Consider the following 15662-nt stretch of genomic DNA (forward strand, 5'->3'; position numbering starts at 1 on the left):
GAGCGGTAGTTCAGTCGGTTAGAATACCTGCCTGTCACGCAGGGGGTCGCGGGTTCGAGTCCCGTCCGTTCCGCCACCCTAATTAGGGGCGTAGTTCAATTGGTAGAGCACCGGTCTCCAAAACCGGGTGTTGGGGGTTCGAGTCCCTCCGCCCCTGCCAGAAATAATCCTTAGCATCTGCTAAGGATTTTTTTTTTGCTTTTTTTCATGCAGTTTCCTTTCTGTGTTAGTTCTCAGGCATCTTTTCAACAGATCTGAAGAGCATCCTTGCCCTCCAGAACGCCCTATTCGATAACGTTAACCTTTAAAAGATCCTTTATCTGACTCTGTTTATCACTGTTTTGCAGCCAGATCGCATATAACGGGCGAGAAAGTGTTTCTGTATCAACAACACGATATAGGCTCTCTTTCGGCTCAGCCCATGAAACGGGCAACCAGGTACACCCATTCAATTTTGATAATTGTTGATGGGCCACTTCCGCTGAGCTGGTAGTTAACGTCGGCACGTCATCACTGGCAATCAATTCAGCCTCATGTTGCTGAAAGTCTGGCCCCCACTCCAGACGTAAGTAATTAAGATCGCTTTTTTTCTTCTCGGGCTCGGAGCTATAAAGAGCAAGCGTGAAGTAGCCTAACAACTGGCTGCTGAACTCATCCATCTTTGGCGTCTCGGTAGTTATCAGCAGATCGAGTTGCCTCTCATGGAGTTGTTTAACCAGAGACTGTCGTTGCGCAATGCGCGCTTCAAACTGAAGGTTATCTTGCAAATGGTAAAGCCGGGAGAGCCAGTCACTCAGCATACACTCCCAGAGCGATGCGCTGGCACCAATTGAAAACTGATGATGTCGCGAGGTATGCGCAACCTCTTTACGCGCGGCTTGCCAGGTACTCATAAGCGTTTCTGCATAGGGCAGCAGCTTCTCGCCGGCCGCTGTCAGGCGGATATTATTACGATGGCGGGTGAAGAGATTAACCCCCAACTGGTTCTCCAGCTGGCGGATACGAAAGCTCACCGCGGATTGCGTCAAATAGAGTGCTTCCGCTGCGCGCCCGAAGTGACGAGTCCTGCTCACTTCGAGGAAAGTTTTTAACAATTCCGTATCCACTGTATTCTCCGCAAAATTTTTTGTCGTAATGATTTAAATGTTTTGTTTTACACTCTGTCAAGCGTAACTAATACTCCGCGCCATAAATAGCTCGGCCAAAGAATTAGGAGCGTGCAGGATGGCGGAAAGCTTTACGACGACTAATCGTTTTTTCGACAATAAAAATTATCCTCGCGGGTTCTCCCGTCATGGTGATTTCACCATCAAAGAGGCGCAACTTCTTGAACGTCATGGTTATGCTTTTAACGAGCTGGAACTCGGCAAGCGTGAACCGGTGACTGAAGAAGAGAACCAGTTTGTTGCCGTTTGTCGTGGTGAGCGTGAACCTAACACGGAAGCTGAACGTGTATGGATCAAGTATATGGCACGTATTAAACGTCCGAAGCGTTTCCATACCCTCTCAGGTGGAAAACCGCAGATGGAAGGCGCGGAAGATTACACTGAATCCGAGGATTAAGCAGAAAGGGGCCACGGCCCCTTTTTTATGCCAACATATTTTGCAAATGAATGAGTAGCCTGTCGATTGCCCGGTAACTTAACGCTTCCTGCAGATGCTCCCGACGGATAGTCTCCTGCTGTTCAAGATCTGCGATGGTTCTGGCTACCTTCAATAGCCGCTGCCAGGCCCGTACAGATAATCCCAGCCGTGTCAGCGTCTCTTCCAGCCATTTCCCATCTTCCTTCGTTAGCGTACAGAAGCGCCTGGTTTCACTGCTCTCCAGCCGCGCATTAAGCTTTTGCTGGCGTCGATGCTGTTGCGCTTGTGCCTTAATCACTCTCGCACGAACAGCGTCACTGCTTTCCCCCCCTTGTTGTGGTTCACTCATCAACCCGCGTACGGGCAACGGTATCTCCAGGGAGAGATCGAAGCGGTCGAGGAAAGGACCAGACAACTTTCCCAGGTAACGTAATGTTTGCTCGGGTGAGCAGCGATTGTGTTTGCCCTGATAATGCCCGGTCGGGCTTGGATTCATTGCTGCGATCAATTGAAAGCGGGCGGGGAAAGTGACTTTTGCCCGCGTGCGCGAAATATGGATCTGCCCGGATTCAATCGGTTCACGCAATGCATCAAGAACACGGCGTTCAAACTCGGGGAGCTCATCAAGAAAAAGCACACCGTTATGCGCCAGAGAGATTTCGCCCGGTGCGGGTATGGATCCTCCGCCAACCATGGCAGTTAGCGAGGCGCTATGATGCGGCGATCGAAACGGCCTGCGCTTCCAGTGACGGGTCAAGCTCGCGCTATTGATTAAGCTCATCACCGCCGCGCTCTCCAGGGCTTCGGCATTTGAAAGCGGAGGAAGTAAACCGCTCATTCGGCTGGCCAGCATGGTTTTTCCCGTACCCGGCGGGCCAATCAGAAGCAGGTTATGGCCCCCAGCGGCTGTAATTTCCAGCGCACGCTTCCCTTGCTCCTGACCAATAATGTCCCGCAAATCCTCTTTATGCTCGTCTTGCAGCGCAGCCAGGGGATGAGGGTTCAACAATGTCTGTTTACCTTCCAGAAACGCACACACCTCCAGCAGATGATTCGCCACCAGACATGCCTGCGTTTCAGCCAGGCTCGCTTCCGCTTCGTTCTCTTTTGCGATGACAATTCGCCTGTTAGCCTTCACGGCCTCCATAACACAAGAGATAGCACCAGGAACGCCGCGTAACGCGCCCGTAAGCGCTAACTCACCAACGAATTCGTAATGGTCGAGTGACGTCGCATTTACCTGCTCAGAGGCCGCCAGGAGCGCGATAGCGATAGGTAAGTCATATCGCCCACCCTCTTTAGGTAAATCCGCAGGTGCCAGGTTGATGGTGATACGCTTCGCGGGAAAATCATAACCGCTATTGATGACGGCACTGCGCACCCGATCGCGAGCCTCCTTCACCGTCGTTTCGGGCAGCCCGACGATGGTTAATCCCGGCAGCCCATTACTGATATGGACTTCGACAGTCACAAGCGGCGCAGCAACGCCTAATACCGCTCTTGTATGAATTACTGACAACGCCATAGTCCCCCCTTTGCGACAGCATTATCTTGCTGCCTCCTCTTTTTTGCATCGGGCAGATATCGTTATTACGCGTTTGTTTGCAACATATCGCTGCAATTTCATATGTGTTTCGCCACGCTGGAAGCAAGTTCGCAGCTTGCTAACTGGCCAGTTATCCCTGAAATATTTTCAACTAGCTTTTTTGCTATATAAAACAAACGCTTTTTAGTTAATCCCTTTAACTTTCGAAAGAGATGTCATAATTTTTTCTTGTGCCTCGTCGCAAATCTGTGTTACCTCTTTAGGTATTCCTTCGAACCTGAAGCAAGAACAAACAACTATGACAGCCCTTCTACGAGTGATTAGCCTTATCGTGATTAGCGTGGTGGTGATTATTATCCCACCGTGCGGGGCTGCACTTGGACGAGGAAAGGCTTAGAAATCAAGTCTTAACGAACTAAGACCCCCGCACCGAAAGGTCCGGGGGTTTTTTTATCACCAAAAAACGCAGATCGGGAACAGAAATGAAAATCAGCATAAAATTCTGTTCCTCACGATATTCGACGGGGATGTAGCTATGAATGGAGCACAATGGGTGGTACATGCGTTGCGAGCGCAGCAAGTCGATACGGTTTTCGGCTATCCTGGCGGTGCAATCATGCCGGTTTACGATGCGCTATATGATGGCGGCGTGGAACACCTATTGTGTCGGCATGAGCAGGGCGCGGCCATGGCGGCTATCGGTTATGCTCGTGCAACAGGCAAAACCGGTGTCTGTATCGCCACTTCCGGCCCGGGAGCGACGAACTTAATCACCGGTCTTGCGGATGCGCTGCTTGACTCCGTTCCGGTGGTGGCGATCACCGGGCAGGTTGCTGCGCCGCTGATTGGTACTGACGCTTTTCAGGAAGTGGATGTGCTGGGCATGTCCCTCTCCTGTACGAAACACAGCTTTCTGGTTGACTCCCTCGATTCGCTGCCGCGCGTGATGGCCGAAGCATTTCACATTGCCAACTCTGGTCGCCCAGGTCCCGTACTGGTTGATATCCCGAAAGATATTCAGCTCGCTGTCGGTAACTGGGAACCTGACTTTGTCACTGAGCAGGAGGAGGTGGCATTTCCTCAGGCTGAGGTGGCTCAAGCCGCAGTCATGCTTGCCCAGGCGAAAAAGCCGATGCTTTACGTCGGCGGCGGTGTAGGCATGGCGCAAGCGGTTCCTGCGCTGCGCGCCTTTCTGGCAGAGACGCAAATGCCGATCGCCTGCACGCTGAAAGGTTTAGGCGCAGTGGCATCTGATTACCCCTACTATCTCGGTATGCTGGGCATGCACGGTACGAAAGCGGCTAACTTTGCCGTACAGGAGTGTGATTTGCTGATTGCGGTTGGCGCGCGTTTTGATGATCGTGTGACCGGCAAATTGAATACCTTCGCGCCCCATGCTCGCGTTATCCATATGGATATCGACCCGGCAGAGATGAGCAAACTGCGCCAGGCACACGTTGCCTTGCAGGGCGATTTAAATGTGCTGCTGCCTGCGCTGCAACAGCCCCTTGCGATTGATGAATGGCGTCAACACTGTGCCGATCTGCGTCATGAACATACCTGGCGCTACGATCATCCCGGCGAGGCGATCTATGCTCCGCTGCTGTTAAAACAGCTCTCCGATCGCAAACCGGAAAACAGCATCGTGACGACGGATGTTGGCCAGCATCAGATGTGGGCCGCCCAGCATTTAAGTTTTACCCGCCCGGAAAACTTCATCACCTCAAGCGGCTTAGGCACGATGGGCTTTGGCCTGCCCGCCGCCGTAGGCGCACAGGTTGCGCGGCCGGACGATACGGTAATCTGTATCTCCGGTGACGGCTCCTTCATGATGAACGTACAGGAGCTGGGCACCGTAAAACGCAAGCAGTTACCGCTGAAGATCGTTTTACTGGATAACCAGCGATTAGGGATGGTTCGCCAATGGCAGCAGCTGTTCTTCAATGAACGTTACAGTGAAACCACCCTGACCGATAACCCCGATTTTCTCATGCTGGCCAACGCCTTTGGCATTCCAGGCCAACACATTACCCGTAAAGACCAGGTTGAAGCGGCACTCGACGCAATGCTCTCAAGCAAAGGGCCCTATCTGCTTCATGTCTCGATCGACGAACTCGAGAATGTCTGGCCGCTGGTGCCGCCCGGTGCCAGTAACTCACAAATGCTGGAGAAATTATCATGATGCACCATGACGTCGCTGTTGAAGCCCGCTTTAATCCGGAAACCTTAGAACGCGTGCTGCGCGTAGTGCGCCATCGTGGCTTTCAGGTATGCGCCATGAATATGGAAACGGCCTGCGATGCACGCAACATAAATATTGAATTGACCGTTGCCAGCCCGCGGCCTGTCGAATTACTGTTTAGCCAGTTGAGCAAACTTGTCGACGTTGCCAGGGTCGATATCCGGCAGCGCGCTACATCATCATCATCACAACAGATCCGCGCGTAAGCGCAAAAGGAAGAATAATGACGACGAAAAAAGCAGACTACATTTGGTCCAATGGCGAGATGGTACGTTGGGAAGACGCGAAAGTTCACGTAATGTCTCACGCATTGCACTACGGTACGTCTGTATTTGAAGGTATTCGCTGCTACGACTCCCATAAAGGCCCGGTTGTTTTCCGCCATCGTGAACATATGCAGCGTCTGCGCGATTCCGCCAAAATCTACCGTTTCCCGGTCTCCCAGAGCGTCGATGAGCTGATGGAAGCGTGCCGCGCGGTGATCCGCAAAAATAATCTGACCAGCGCTTATATCCGTCCGCTGGTGTTTGTCGGTGATGTCGGCATGGGCGTTAACCCACCGGCAGACTACACCACCGATGTCATCATCGCCGCGTTCCCGTGGGGTGCCTATCTGGGCGCGGAAGCGCTGGATCAGGGCATTGATGCGATGGTCTCCTCCTGGAACCGCGTGGCGCCGAACACCATTCCAACTGCTGCGAAAGCGGGCGGTAACTATCTCTCCTCCCTGCTGGTCGGTAGCGAAGCGCGCCGCCATGGTTATCAGGAAGGTATCGCGCTGGACGTTCACGGTTATATCTCTGAAGGCGCTGGCGAAAACCTGTTTGAAGTGAAAGACGGCATTCTGTTTACACCGCCGTTCACCTCCTCCGCGCTGCCGGGCATTACCCGCGACGCGATCATCAAGCTGGCAAAAGATCTCGGCATCGAAGTGCGCGAACAGGTGCTGTCTCGCGAATCACTCTATCTGGCAGACGAAGTCTTTATGTCCGGCACTGCGGCTGAAATCACGCCGGTGCGCAGCGTCGATGGTATTCAGGTTGGCGAAGGTCGTTGCGGCCCGGTCACCAAACGTATTCAGCAAGCATTCTTTGGCCTCTTCACCGGTGAAACGGAAGATAAGTGGGGCTGGTTGGATCAAGTTAATCCATAAATAACCGCCATACTTCAGGTTGTAAGTGTATTGGCTGCACCCGTTCACCCCAGTGACTTACTTATGTAAGCTCCTGGGGATTCGCTCGCTTGCCGCCTTCCTGCAACCTGAATTATTCGGGGTATAGCAAATAGATATGGGATGGCACGCACCACCCCATCGATAAGACAGACGGGAGTAAAGAGCATGCCTAAGTACCGTTCCGCTACCACCACTCATGGGCGCAATATGGCGGGTGCCCGCGCGCTGTGGCGCGCCACCGGGATGACCGACGATGATTTCGGCAAGCCGATTATTGCGGTTGTAAACTCGTTTACCCAGTTCGTGCCAGGCCACGTCCATCTGCGCGATCTCGGTAAGCTGGTTGCAGAGCAAATCGAAGCCGCAGGCGGCGTAGCGAAAGAGTTTAATACCATCGCCGTGGATGACGGCATCGCCATGGGTCACGGCGGTATGCTTTACTCTCTGCCTTCACGCGAACTGATTGCTGACTCCGTTGAATATATGGTGAATGCCCACTGCGCCGATGCGATGGTGTGCATCTCCAACTGCGACAAGATCACCCCGGGGATGTTAATGGCCTCTCTGCGCCTGAACGTTCCGGTAATTTTTGTCTCCGGTGGTCCGATGGAAGCCGGGAAAACCAAACTCTCCGACCAGATCATCAAGCTCGATCTGGTGGATGCGATGATTCAGGGTGCCGACCCGAAAGTGTCCGACGATCAAAGCGAGCAGGTTGAGCGCTCCGCCTGCCCGACCTGCGGCTCCTGCTCTGGCATGTTTACCGCTAACTCGATGAACTGCCTGACCGAAGCGCTCGGCCTGTCGCAGCCGGGTAACGGTTCGCTGCTGGCAACCCATGCCGATCGCAAGGAGCTCTTTATCAACGCCGGTAAACGGATTGTTGAACTGACCAAACGTTACTACGAGCAGGACGATGAAACCGCGCTGCCGCGCGCTATTGCCAGCAAAGCCGCCTTTGAAAACGCCATGACGCTGGATATCGCCATGGGCGGCTCCACCAATACCGTGCTGCACCTGCTGGCAGCGGCGCAGGAAGCGGAAATTGATTTCACCATGAGTGATATTGACCGTCTCTCCCGCCATGTGCCGCAGCTGTGCAAAGTGGCACCGAGCACGCAGAAGTACCACATGGAAGATGTTCACCGCGCGGGCGGCGTGCTGGGCATTCTGGGCGAGCTGGATCGTGCCGGGCTGCTCAATCGCGACGTGAAAAACGTGCTTGGCCTGACGCTGCCGCAGACGCTGGAAAAATATGATGTGATGCTGACCCAGGACGAGGCGGTGAAAACCATGTTCCGCGCCGGCCCGGCAGGTATTCGCACCACCCAGGCGTTCTCGCAGAATTGCCGCTGGGATACGCTGGATGACGATCGCGCCGAAGGGTGTATCCGCTCGCTTGAGCACGCTTACAGCCAGGAGGGCGGTCTGGCGGTGCTGTACGGCAACTTTGCAGAGAACGGCTGTATCGTTAAGACCGCAGGCGTCGATGACAGCAACCTGACCTTTACCGGTCCGGCGAAAGTGTATGAAAGCCAGGATGCAGCGGTTGAAGCCATCCTCGGTGGAAAAGTGGTCGCTGGCGATGTAGTGGTTATTCGTTATGAGGGGCCGAAAGGCGGGCCGGGCATGCAAGAGATGCTCTATCCGACCAGCTTCCTGAAGTCGATGGGCCTCGGCAAAGCGTGCGCGCTGATCACCGACGGTCGTTTCTCCGGCGGCACCTCTGGCCTCTCAATTGGTCACGTTTCACCGGAAGCCGCCAGCGGCGGCAATATCGGTCTGATTGAAGATGGCGACATCATCGCGATTGATATCCCTAACCGCGCTATTCAGCTGCAGCTGAGCGACCGCGATCTGGCGGCCCGCCGCGAAGCGCAGGAAGCCCGTGGCGATAAAGCCTGGACCCCGGTCAACCGTGAGCGCCAGGTCTCCTTTGCGCTGCGCGCTTACGCCACTCTCGCGACCAGTGCGGATAAAGGCGCAGTACGCGACAAATCCAAACTGGGAGGTTAATGATGGCTGATGCCCAACCCCTCTCTGCCGCCCCCGAAGGGGCGGAGTATCTGCGCGCCGTGCTGCGCGCGCCGGTCTATGAAGTAGCGCAGGTGACGCCGCTGCAGAAGATGGAGAAGATCTCTGCGCGGCTGGATAACGTTGTGCTGGTAAAGCGGGAAGATCGCCAGCCGGTGCACAGCTTTAAGCTGCGTGGGGCTTACGCAATGATCGCCGGTCTGAGCGCAGAGCAGAAAGCCCACGGGGTGATCACCGCTTCGGCGGGTAATCATGCGCAGGGCGTGGCGCTATCATCCACGCGCCTCGGCATCAAATCGCTGATCGTTATGCCGGTGGCGACGGCAGATATCAAAGTCGACGCGGTACGTGCGTTTGGCGGCGAAGTGCTGCTCCACGGGGCAAACTTTGACGAGGCGAAGGCCAAAGCAATTGCCCTCTCGCAGCAGCAGGGATACACCTTTGTACCGCCGTTCGATCACCCGATGGTGATTGCCGGCCAGGGTACGCTGGCGCTGGAGCTGTTGCAGCAGGATGCGCATATTGACCGCATCTTTGTGCCGGTGGGCGGCGGCGGGCTGGCGGCCGGAGTTGCGGTGCTGATTAAGCAGCTGATGCCGCAAATCAAAGTGATTGCTGTTGAAGCGGAAGATTCCGCCTGTCTGAAAGCAGCGCTGGACGCCGGTTATCCAGTTGACCTGCCGCGTGTGGGTCTGTTTGCCGAAGGCGTAGCGGTAAAACGCATTGGCAATGAGACCTTCCGCCTCTGCCAGACTTATCTTGATGACATCATCACCGTCGATAGCGATGCCATCTGTGCGGCAATGAAAGATCTGTTTGAGGATGTTCGTGCGGTGGCGGAACCCTCCGGTGCGCTGGCGCTGGCGGGGATGAAGAAATACATCGCCAAACATAACATTCGCGGCGAGCGCCTGGCGCATGTGCTCTCCGGCGCGAACGTAAACTTCCACGGTCTGCGCTATGTCTCCGAGCGCTGCGAGCTGGGCGAACAACGTGAAGCGCTGCTGGCGGTCACCATTCCGGAGGAGAAGGGCAGCTTCCTCAAATTCTGCCAGCTGCTTGGCGGCCGCTCGGTCACGGAATTTAACTACCGTTTCGCAGATGCGAAAGACGCCTGCATTTTTGTCGGCGTGCGCCTGAGCCGCGGGCTGGAAGAGCGCAAAGAGATCCTCGCTCTGCTGCATGAAGGCGGCTACAGCGTGGTTGATCTCTCCGATGATGAGATGGCGAAACTGCACGTGCGCTATATGGTGGGCGGGCGACCCTCTAAGCCGTTGCAGGAGCGCCTTTACAGCTTCGAATTCCCCGAGTCGCCCGGCGCGCTACTGAAATTCCTGCATACGCTTGGCACGCACTGGAATATTTCGCTGTTCCACTACCGCAGCCACGGCACCGATTACGGGCGCGTGCTGGCGGCATTTGAACTGGGCGAGCATGAGCCGGATTTCGAAACCCGTCTCAATGAACTGGGCTATGAGTGTCACGATGAGACCCATAACCCGGCGTTTCGCTTCTTCCTGGCCGGTTAATGGCCCGGCAAGATCTGCCAGAACGCGTTAATAAGCGGCTCATGCAGCCGCTTTTTTTGTGCGCAAACGCCAAGCTCGAACGGCGTTTTTTCATCGCTGCGCTCAAGGATCATCACGCGGTTGCGCACCGGTTCAGGGCTATTCTCCAGCACCACTTCCGGGATTAATGCTACGCCGCAGCCGAGAGCGACCATGGAAACCATCGCTTCGTGACCGCCGACGGTGGCATAAATCGACGGATTGCTGATTTTATGGCGGCGGAACCAGAGTTCAATACGGCGGCGCACCGGCCCTTGATCCGGCAGAATAAACGGCACCGTTGACCAGTCCGGCTCGGGCCGGGATACCTGGTTGCGCACCGGGCAGGGCAGCGCAGGGGCAATCAGCACGACCGCGAGATTCTCCAGCATCGAAAAGGCCACGGCGCCTGGCAGCGTCTCCGGCTTGCCGGCAATCGCCAGATCCGCTTCGCCGGTCACCACTTTTTCCATCGCATCGGCGGCATCCCCGGTAGAGAGCTTAATCTCCACCGACGGGTGTTCCGCGCGAAAGCGATCGAGAATCGGCGGTAAATGGCTGTACGCCGCGGTCACCGAGCAGAAGAGATGGAGTTCGCCGGAGAGCGATGGGCCCTGCTGATCGAGGGTGTGTCGCAGCTGCTGATACTGCAATAACGTCTGCTGGGCAAAAACCCGCAGCTCTTCGCCCGCTTCAGTCAGCGTGACGGTGCGGTTATCCCGTACAAAGAGCGGTTGACCGAGATCTTCTTCCAGCCGCTGGATCTGGCGCGAAAGAGTCGAGGGGCTGACGTGCATGGCGCGCGCACTGCGGCCAAAATGGCGGCTCTCCGCCAGGTGCAGAAACATTTTCAGATCGCGTAAATCCATGAGACCCGCTCCACAAAATTACATTGCAAAAATTGCAATGTCACATTGTTAATATATCAATTTAAGCAACGCATTTCCTGACATATAGTGGGTTCAACCTCGCGCAACAGCGAATCGAACAATAAGCACGACACAACATCTACGGAGTACACCATGGCTAACTACTTTAATACACTGAACCTGCGCCAGCAGCTGGCGCAGCTGGGCAAATGTCGCTTTATGTCGCGTGAAGAATTTGCTGATGGCGCAAGCTACCTTCAGGGTAAAAAAGTGGTCATCGTCGGCTGTGGCGCACAAGGGCTCAACCAGGGGCTGAATATGCGTGACTCCGGTCTGGATATCGCTTACGCCCTGCGTGCGGAAGCGATCGCGGAGAAGCGTGCCTCCTGGCGCAAAGCGACTGAAAACGGTTTTAAAGTTGGGACTTATGAAGAGCTGATCCCGCAGGCGGACTTGGTTGTGAACCTGACGCCGGACAAACAGCACTCTGACGTTGTGCGTACGGTACAGCCGCTGATGAAAGATGGCGCAGCGCTCGGTTACTCCCACGGTTTTAACATCGTCGAAGTGGGTGAGCAGATCCGTAAAGATATCACCGTAGTGATGGTGGCACCGAAATGTCCGGGCACCGAAGTTCGCGAAGAGTATAAGCGTGGTTTCGGCGTCCCGACGCTGATTGCGGTTCACCCGGAAAACGATCCGAAAGGCGAAGGTATGGCGATTGCCAAAGCCTGGGCCGCAGCGACCGGTGGTCATCGCGCTGGCGTGCTGGAATCCTCCTTCGTTGCCGAAGTGAAGTCTGACCTGATGGGTGAGCAGACCATCCTCTGCGGCATGCTGCAAGCGGGTTCGCTGCTCTGCTTCGATAAGCTGGTGGCAGAAGGCACCGATCCGGCCTATGCGGAAAAACTGATCCAGTTCGGCTGGGAGACCATCACTGAAGCGCTGAAGCAGGGCGGTATCACGCTGATGATGGACAGACTCTCTAACCCGGCGAAGCTGCGTGCTTACGCGCTTTCCGAGCAGCTGAAAGGCATTATGGCTCCGTTGTTCCAGAAGCATATGGATGACATTATTTCCGGCGAATTCTCTTCCGGCATGATGGCAGACTGGGCGAACGACGATAAGAAACTGCTGACCTGGCGTGAAGAGACCGGCAAAACCGCCTTTGAAACCGCGCCACAGTACGAAGGCAAAATCAGCGAGCAGGAGTACTTCGATAAAGGCGTACTGATGATCGCGATGGTGAAAGCGGGCGTTGAACTGGCATTCGAAACCATGGTTGCTTCCGGCATCATCGAAGAGTCGGCTTACTACGAATCTCTGCACGAGCTGCCGCTGATCGCCAATACCATCGCGCGTAAGCGTCTGTACGAAATGAACGTGGTGATCTCCGATACCGCTGAGTATGGTAACTACCTCTTCTCATACGCCTGCGTGCCGCTGCTGAAAGAGTTTATGACCACGTTGCAGACCGGCGATCTGGGTAAAGCGATTGCTGAAGGTGCGGTGGATAACGCGCAGCTGCGCGATGTGAACGAAGCGATTCGTAGCCATGAGATTGAGAAAGTGGGTCACAAACTGCGTGGATATATGAAAGATATGAAACGTATCGCTGTCGCGGGCTAATTTCCGCGGATAGCAGAACAGTCAAAGAAGCCCGGTAAATGCTACCGGGCTTTTTTATTAGTTGCGGTACAGCACCTTGATGATGTGGTAACCGAACTGGGTGTGCAGCGGGCCGGTTGGCTCCAGCACCGGGCAGGAGAAGACCACTTTATCGAACGCCGGAACCATCTGGCCCTGACGGAATTCACCTAAGTGACCACCCTTTTTGCCTGACGGGCAGATAGAGTGCTTTTTAGCCAGCTTCTCGAAATCGCCGCCGTTTTTGATCTGCTCCAGCAGGTCCAGCGCCAGTTTCTCTTCTTTAACAAGGATATGCAGTGCAGCTGCGGTTTTTGCCATGATCGTGCCTTGAGTGAGGTTATTGAGGCTGGCTATACTACCACGCCTTTATACACTTCGGCCTTCAACCTGCCTCATTGTTGGCCCGTCGTAGCCTTGCCGAATCGGTGTATTTTCCCTGACTTTCATTGAGTGATGTTTCTTTATGCGTTTAAACCCCGGACAACAACAAGCCGTCGAATTTGTCACCGGACCTTGCCTGGTGCTTGCGGGCGCAGGATCCGGTAAAACACGCGTGATCACCAATAAGATCGCCCACCTGATCCGCGGCTGCGGCTATCAGGCAAAGCATATTGCCGCCGTCACCTTTACCAACAAAGCGGCGCGCGAAATGAAAGAGCGCGTGGCGCAGACGCTGGGGCGTAAAGAGGCGCGCGGCCTGATGATCTCTACCTTTCATACGCTGGGCCTGACCATCATCAAGCGCGAATATGCCGCGCTGGGCATGAAAGCCAACTTCTCGCTGTTTGACGATACCGATCAGGTGGCGCTGCTCAAAGATCTTACCGAGGGGGTGATCGATGACGATAAGGTCGTGCTGCAACAGCTGATCTCAACGATCTCCAACTGGAAAAACGATCTGCTGACGCCGCAACAGGCTGCCGCGCAGGCCGCGGGCGAGCGGGATCGCATTTTCGCGCACTGCTATGGCCTCTACGACGCGCATATGAAGGCGTGTAACGTTCTTGATTTTGACGACCTTATTTTGCTCCCGACGCTGCTGTTACAGCGTAATGAAGAGGTGCGCGAGCGCTGGCAGAACAAAATCCGCTACCTGCTGGTGGATGAGTATCAGGACACCAACACCAGCCAGTATGAGCTGGTAAAACTGCTGGTTGGTCAGCGGGCGCGTTTTACGGTGGTAGGGGATGACGATCAGTCAATCTACTCCTGGCGCGGCGCGCGTCCACAAAACCTTGTCCTGTTAAGCCAGGATTTTCCTGCGCTGCAGGTGGTGAAGCTGGAGCAGAACTACCGCTCTTCCGGACGTATTCTGAAAGCGGCCAACATCCTGATTGCTAATAACCCGCACGTTTTCGAAAAGCGGCTCTTTTCGGAACTTGGCTACGGCACCGAGTTAAAAGTGCTCAGCGCCAACCATGAAGAGCATGAAGCGGAGCGCGTTACTGGCGAGCTAATCGCCCATCACTTCATCAATAAAACGCAATATAAGGATTATGCGATTCTCTATCGCGGGAACCATCAGTCGCGCGTGTTTGAAAAATTCCTGATGCAGAACCGTATTCCTTACAAAATTTCCGGTGGCACCTCGTTCTTCTCGCGGCCGGAGATTAAGGATCTGCTCGCTTACCTGCGCGTGCTTACCAACAGCGATGATGACAGCGCCTTCCTGCGCATCGTCAATACGCCGAAGCGCGAGATTGGTTCCGCCACGCTGCAAAAGCTGGGCGAGTGGGCGATGGTGCGCAATAAAAGCCTGTTTGCCGCCAGCTTTGATGTCGGTCTCAACCAGACGCTCACCGGGCGCGGTTATGAAGCGTTAACGCGCTTTACCCAGTGGCTCGGCGAGATCCAGCGTCTGGCAGAGCGAGAACCGATCGCCGCGGTGCGCGATTTGATCCACGGAATCGATTACGAATCCTGGCTGTTTGAAACTTCACCCAGCCCGAAAGCCGCTGAGATGCGGATGAAAAACGTCAATACGCTGTTTGGCTGGATGACCGAGATGCTCGAAGGCAGCGAGTTAGATGAAGCGATGACGCTGGCTGAAGTGGTCACGCGCTTTACCCTGCGCGATATGATGGAGCGCGGCGAAAGCGATGATGAATCGGATCAGGTGCAGTTAATGACGCTGCACGCCTCGAAAGGCCTCGAATTCCCCTATGTCTTTTTAGTCGGCATGGAGGAGGGGCTGTTACCGCACCAGAGCAGCATTGATGAGGATAACGTCGACGAAGAGCGGCGTCTGGCGTATGTGGGCATTACCCGCGCGCAAAAAGAGCTTATCTTTACCCTGTGCAAAGAGCGTCGCCAGTATGGTGAACTGGTGCGCCCGGAGCCGAGCCGCTTCTTGCTTGAACTGCCGCAGGACGATCTTATTTGGGAGCAGGAGCGTAAAGTCATCAGCGCTGAAGAGCGGATGCACAAAGGCCAGGCCAACGTCGCCAATATTCGTGCCATGCTGGCAAAAGCGAAGGGCCAATAAAATAAGCGGAAGCTTCCCGAATAATTATCAGGAAGCTTCTGTATTTATTTCCTTAAATATTATTCGGAATTTTGTTCTTCAATAAAGCATAATTATTGCATGCTTTATTCCCACCGCTATTAATCGTGATGCTCTTCTCACTCCTGTTAAATAGAGAGATATATCCCGGATGATCTTTGACATTATAAAATAGCGCTTGTAGTTTATTTATACGACAACCTCAGCTGTATGTCGTTTATCTATATTTATTTATACAAACATGTTTATAAGGATATGAATATGAGCGAAAACCTCGATCTTTTTCTTCGGTCGTTAATTGACAGGCTGACAGATTACGATATCGCACAGCTTAATCACGACACCCCCCTCGAGGCGCTGGAACTGGTTAGTCTTGACTTTGTGACTATTAAAGTTGAAGCGAAAACGGTGCTTGGCATTGATATCGATTTAAATACTTTAACTGAGTCACAACCCGAAACGTACGGCGATTTACTCCGCTATTTGCAACAAACTTTTTTTCGGGGGGAATAA

General features: G+C 54.4%; 14 protein-coding genes and 1 tRNA gene. 11 read left to right on the forward strand and 4 right to left on the reverse strand.

Annotated features, from left to right (window positions below; all coding sequences use genetic code 11):
- The first annotated feature begins 84 nt into the window (after positions 1-84).
- Positions 85-160 (forward strand) — tRNA-Trp (locus tag PU683_RS20830).
- A gap of 124 nt (positions 161-284) precedes the next feature.
- Here the strand turns inward: PU683_RS20830 and hdfR are convergent.
- A complete protein-coding gene (gene hdfR, locus PU683_RS20835; protein ID WP_277174515.1) occupies positions 285-1106 on the reverse strand; it encodes an HTH-type transcriptional regulator HdfR in 822 nt (273 codons plus the stop codon).
- Positions 1107-1224: 118 nt separating this feature from the next.
- Between hdfR and PU683_RS20840 the strand changes: the two genes are divergently transcribed.
- Positions 1225-1563: a MaoP family protein gene (locus PU683_RS20840; protein ID WP_023479578.1), complete on the forward strand. Its 339-nt coding sequence runs from the start codon at positions 1225-1227 to the stop codon at positions 1561-1563.
- Positions 1564-1588: 25 nt separating this feature from the next.
- Here the strand turns inward: PU683_RS20840 and PU683_RS20845 are convergent, their stop codons facing one another.
- Positions 1589-3109, reverse strand: coding sequence for a YifB family Mg chelatase-like AAA ATPase (locus PU683_RS20845; RefSeq protein ID WP_277174516.1), 1521 nt, complete (start codon positions 3107-3109; stop codon positions 1589-1591).
- A gap of 319 nt (positions 3110-3428) precedes the next feature.
- On the opposite strand from PU683_RS20845, the gene ilvL reads away from it, so the two are divergent.
- The 6 genes from ilvL (at position 3429) to ilvA (ending at position 10109) form a co-directional block, all read left to right on the forward strand.
- Positions 3429-3527: an ilv operon leader peptide gene (gene ilvL, locus PU683_RS20850; protein WP_032229281.1), complete on the forward strand. Its 99-nt coding sequence runs from the start codon at positions 3429-3431 to the stop codon at positions 3525-3527.
- Positions 3528-3665: 138 nt separating this feature from the next.
- A complete protein-coding gene (gene ilvG / locus PU683_RS20855; protein WP_277174517.1) occupies positions 3666-5312 on the forward strand; it encodes an acetolactate synthase 2 catalytic subunit in 1647 nt (548 codons plus the stop codon).
- Positions 5309-5578 carry an acetolactate synthase 2 small subunit gene (gene ilvM, locus PU683_RS20860; protein WP_023479554.1) on the forward strand — a complete coding sequence of 90 codons (270 nt, stop codon included), beginning with the start codon at positions 5309-5311 and terminating at the stop codon, positions 5576-5578. The genes ilvG and ilvM overlap by 4 nt, the downstream gene beginning before the upstream one ends.
- Before the next feature lie 17 nt (positions 5579-5595).
- On the forward strand, positions 5596-6525 hold the full coding sequence (locus PU683_RS20865) for a branched-chain amino acid transaminase (protein WP_076770438.1): 930 nt from the start codon (positions 5596-5598) through the stop codon (positions 6523-6525).
- Between the two features lie 186 nt (positions 6526-6711).
- The gene (ilvD, locus tag PU683_RS20870; protein WP_277174518.1) at positions 6712-8562 is read left to right on the forward strand and encodes a dihydroxy-acid dehydratase; all 1851 of its coding nucleotides are present in this window, start codon (positions 6712-6714) and stop codon (positions 8560-8562) included.
- A 2-nt stretch (positions 8563-8564) separates the two neighbouring features.
- Positions 8565-10109, forward strand: coding sequence for a threonine ammonia-lyase, biosynthetic (gene ilvA, locus PU683_RS20875; RefSeq protein WP_277174690.1), 1545 nt, complete (start codon positions 8565-8567; stop codon positions 10107-10109).
- Here the strand turns inward: ilvA and ilvY are convergent.
- Positions 10106-10996 (reverse strand): HTH-type transcriptional activator IlvY, encoded by an 891-nt coding sequence (gene ilvY, locus PU683_RS20880; protein ID WP_277174519.1) that lies wholly within the window; start codon positions 10994-10996, stop codon positions 10106-10108. The genes ilvA and ilvY overlap by 4 nt on opposite strands.
- A gap of 153 nt (positions 10997-11149) precedes the next feature.
- Between ilvY and ilvC the strand changes: the two genes are divergently transcribed.
- Positions 11150-12625 carry a ketol-acid reductoisomerase gene (ilvC, locus tag PU683_RS20885; protein ID WP_277174520.1) on the forward strand — a complete coding sequence of 492 codons (1476 nt, stop codon included), beginning with the start codon at positions 11150-11152 and terminating at the stop codon, positions 12623-12625.
- Positions 12626-12682: 57 nt separating this feature from the next.
- Here ilvC and ppiC read toward each other — a convergent pair whose 3' ends face one another.
- The gene (ppiC, locus tag PU683_RS20890) at positions 12683-12964 is read right to left on the reverse strand and encodes a peptidylprolyl isomerase PpiC (RefSeq protein WP_001140255.1); all 282 of its coding nucleotides are present in this window, start codon (positions 12962-12964) and stop codon (positions 12683-12685) included.
- A gap of 145 nt (positions 12965-13109) precedes the next feature.
- Here ppiC and rep point away from each other — a divergent pair, with 145 nt between their 5' ends.
- Both rep and PU683_RS20900 read left to right on the forward strand, forming a co-directional pair.
- Positions 13110-15131: a DNA helicase Rep gene (rep, locus tag PU683_RS20895; RefSeq protein WP_277174521.1), complete on the forward strand. Its 2022-nt coding sequence runs from the start codon at positions 13110-13112 to the stop codon at positions 15129-15131.
- 279 nt (positions 15132-15410) lie between these two features.
- Positions 15411-15662, forward strand: coding sequence for a hypothetical protein (locus PU683_RS20900; RefSeq protein WP_277174522.1), 252 nt, complete (start codon positions 15411-15413; stop codon positions 15660-15662).

Origin of the sequence: Candidatus Kosakonia sp. 282A-S69 (assembly GCF_029433855.1) — a bacterium.
Lineage (GTDB): Bacteria > Pseudomonadota > Gammaproteobacteria > Enterobacterales > Enterobacteriaceae > Kosakonia > Kosakonia cowanii_A.

Excerpts from the sequence above, each read along its gene's own strand:
- PU683_RS20865 (WP_076770438.1), top strand. The coding sequence starts at position 5,596 with ATGACGACGAAAAAAGCAGACTACATTTGGTCCAATGGCGAGATGGTA.
- ilvD (WP_277174518.1), top strand. The coding sequence starts at position 6,712 with ATGCCTAAGTACCGTTCCGCTACCACCACTCATGGGCGCAATATGGCG.
- PU683_RS20840 (WP_023479578.1), top strand. The coding sequence starts at position 1,225 with ATGGCGGAAAGCTTTACGACGACTAATCGTTTTTTCGACAATAAAAAT.
- ilvL (WP_032229281.1), top strand. The coding sequence starts at position 3,429 with ATGACAGCCCTTCTACGAGTGATTAGCCTTATCGTGATTAGCGTGGTG.
- ilvY (WP_277174519.1), bottom strand. The coding sequence starts at position 10,996 with ATGGATTTACGCGATCTGAAAATGTTTCTGCACCTGGCGGAGAGCCGC.
- PU683_RS20900 (WP_277174522.1), top strand. The coding sequence starts at position 15,411 with ATGAGCGAAAACCTCGATCTTTTTCTTCGGTCGTTAATTGACAGGCTG.
- rep (WP_277174521.1), top strand. The coding sequence starts at position 13,110 with ATGCGTTTAAACCCCGGACAACAACAAGCCGTCGAATTTGTCACCGGA.
- ilvC (WP_277174520.1), top strand. The coding sequence starts at position 11,150 with ATGGCTAACTACTTTAATACACTGAACCTGCGCCAGCAGCTGGCGCAG.
- PU683_RS20845 (WP_277174516.1), bottom strand. The coding sequence starts at position 3,109 with ATGGCGTTGTCAGTAATTCATACAAGAGCGGTATTAGGCGTTGCTGCG.
- ilvA (WP_277174690.1), top strand. The coding sequence starts at position 8,565 with ATGGCTGATGCCCAACCCCTCTCTGCCGCCCCCGAAGGGGCGGAGTAT.
- ilvM (WP_023479554.1), top strand. The coding sequence starts at position 5,309 with ATGATGCACCATGACGTCGCTGTTGAAGCCCGCTTTAATCCGGAAACC.
- ilvG (WP_277174517.1), top strand. The coding sequence starts at position 3,666 with ATGAATGGAGCACAATGGGTGGTACATGCGTTGCGAGCGCAGCAAGTC.
- ppiC (WP_001140255.1), bottom strand. The coding sequence starts at position 12,964 with ATGGCAAAAACCGCAGCTGCACTGCATATCCTTGTTAAAGAAGAGAAA.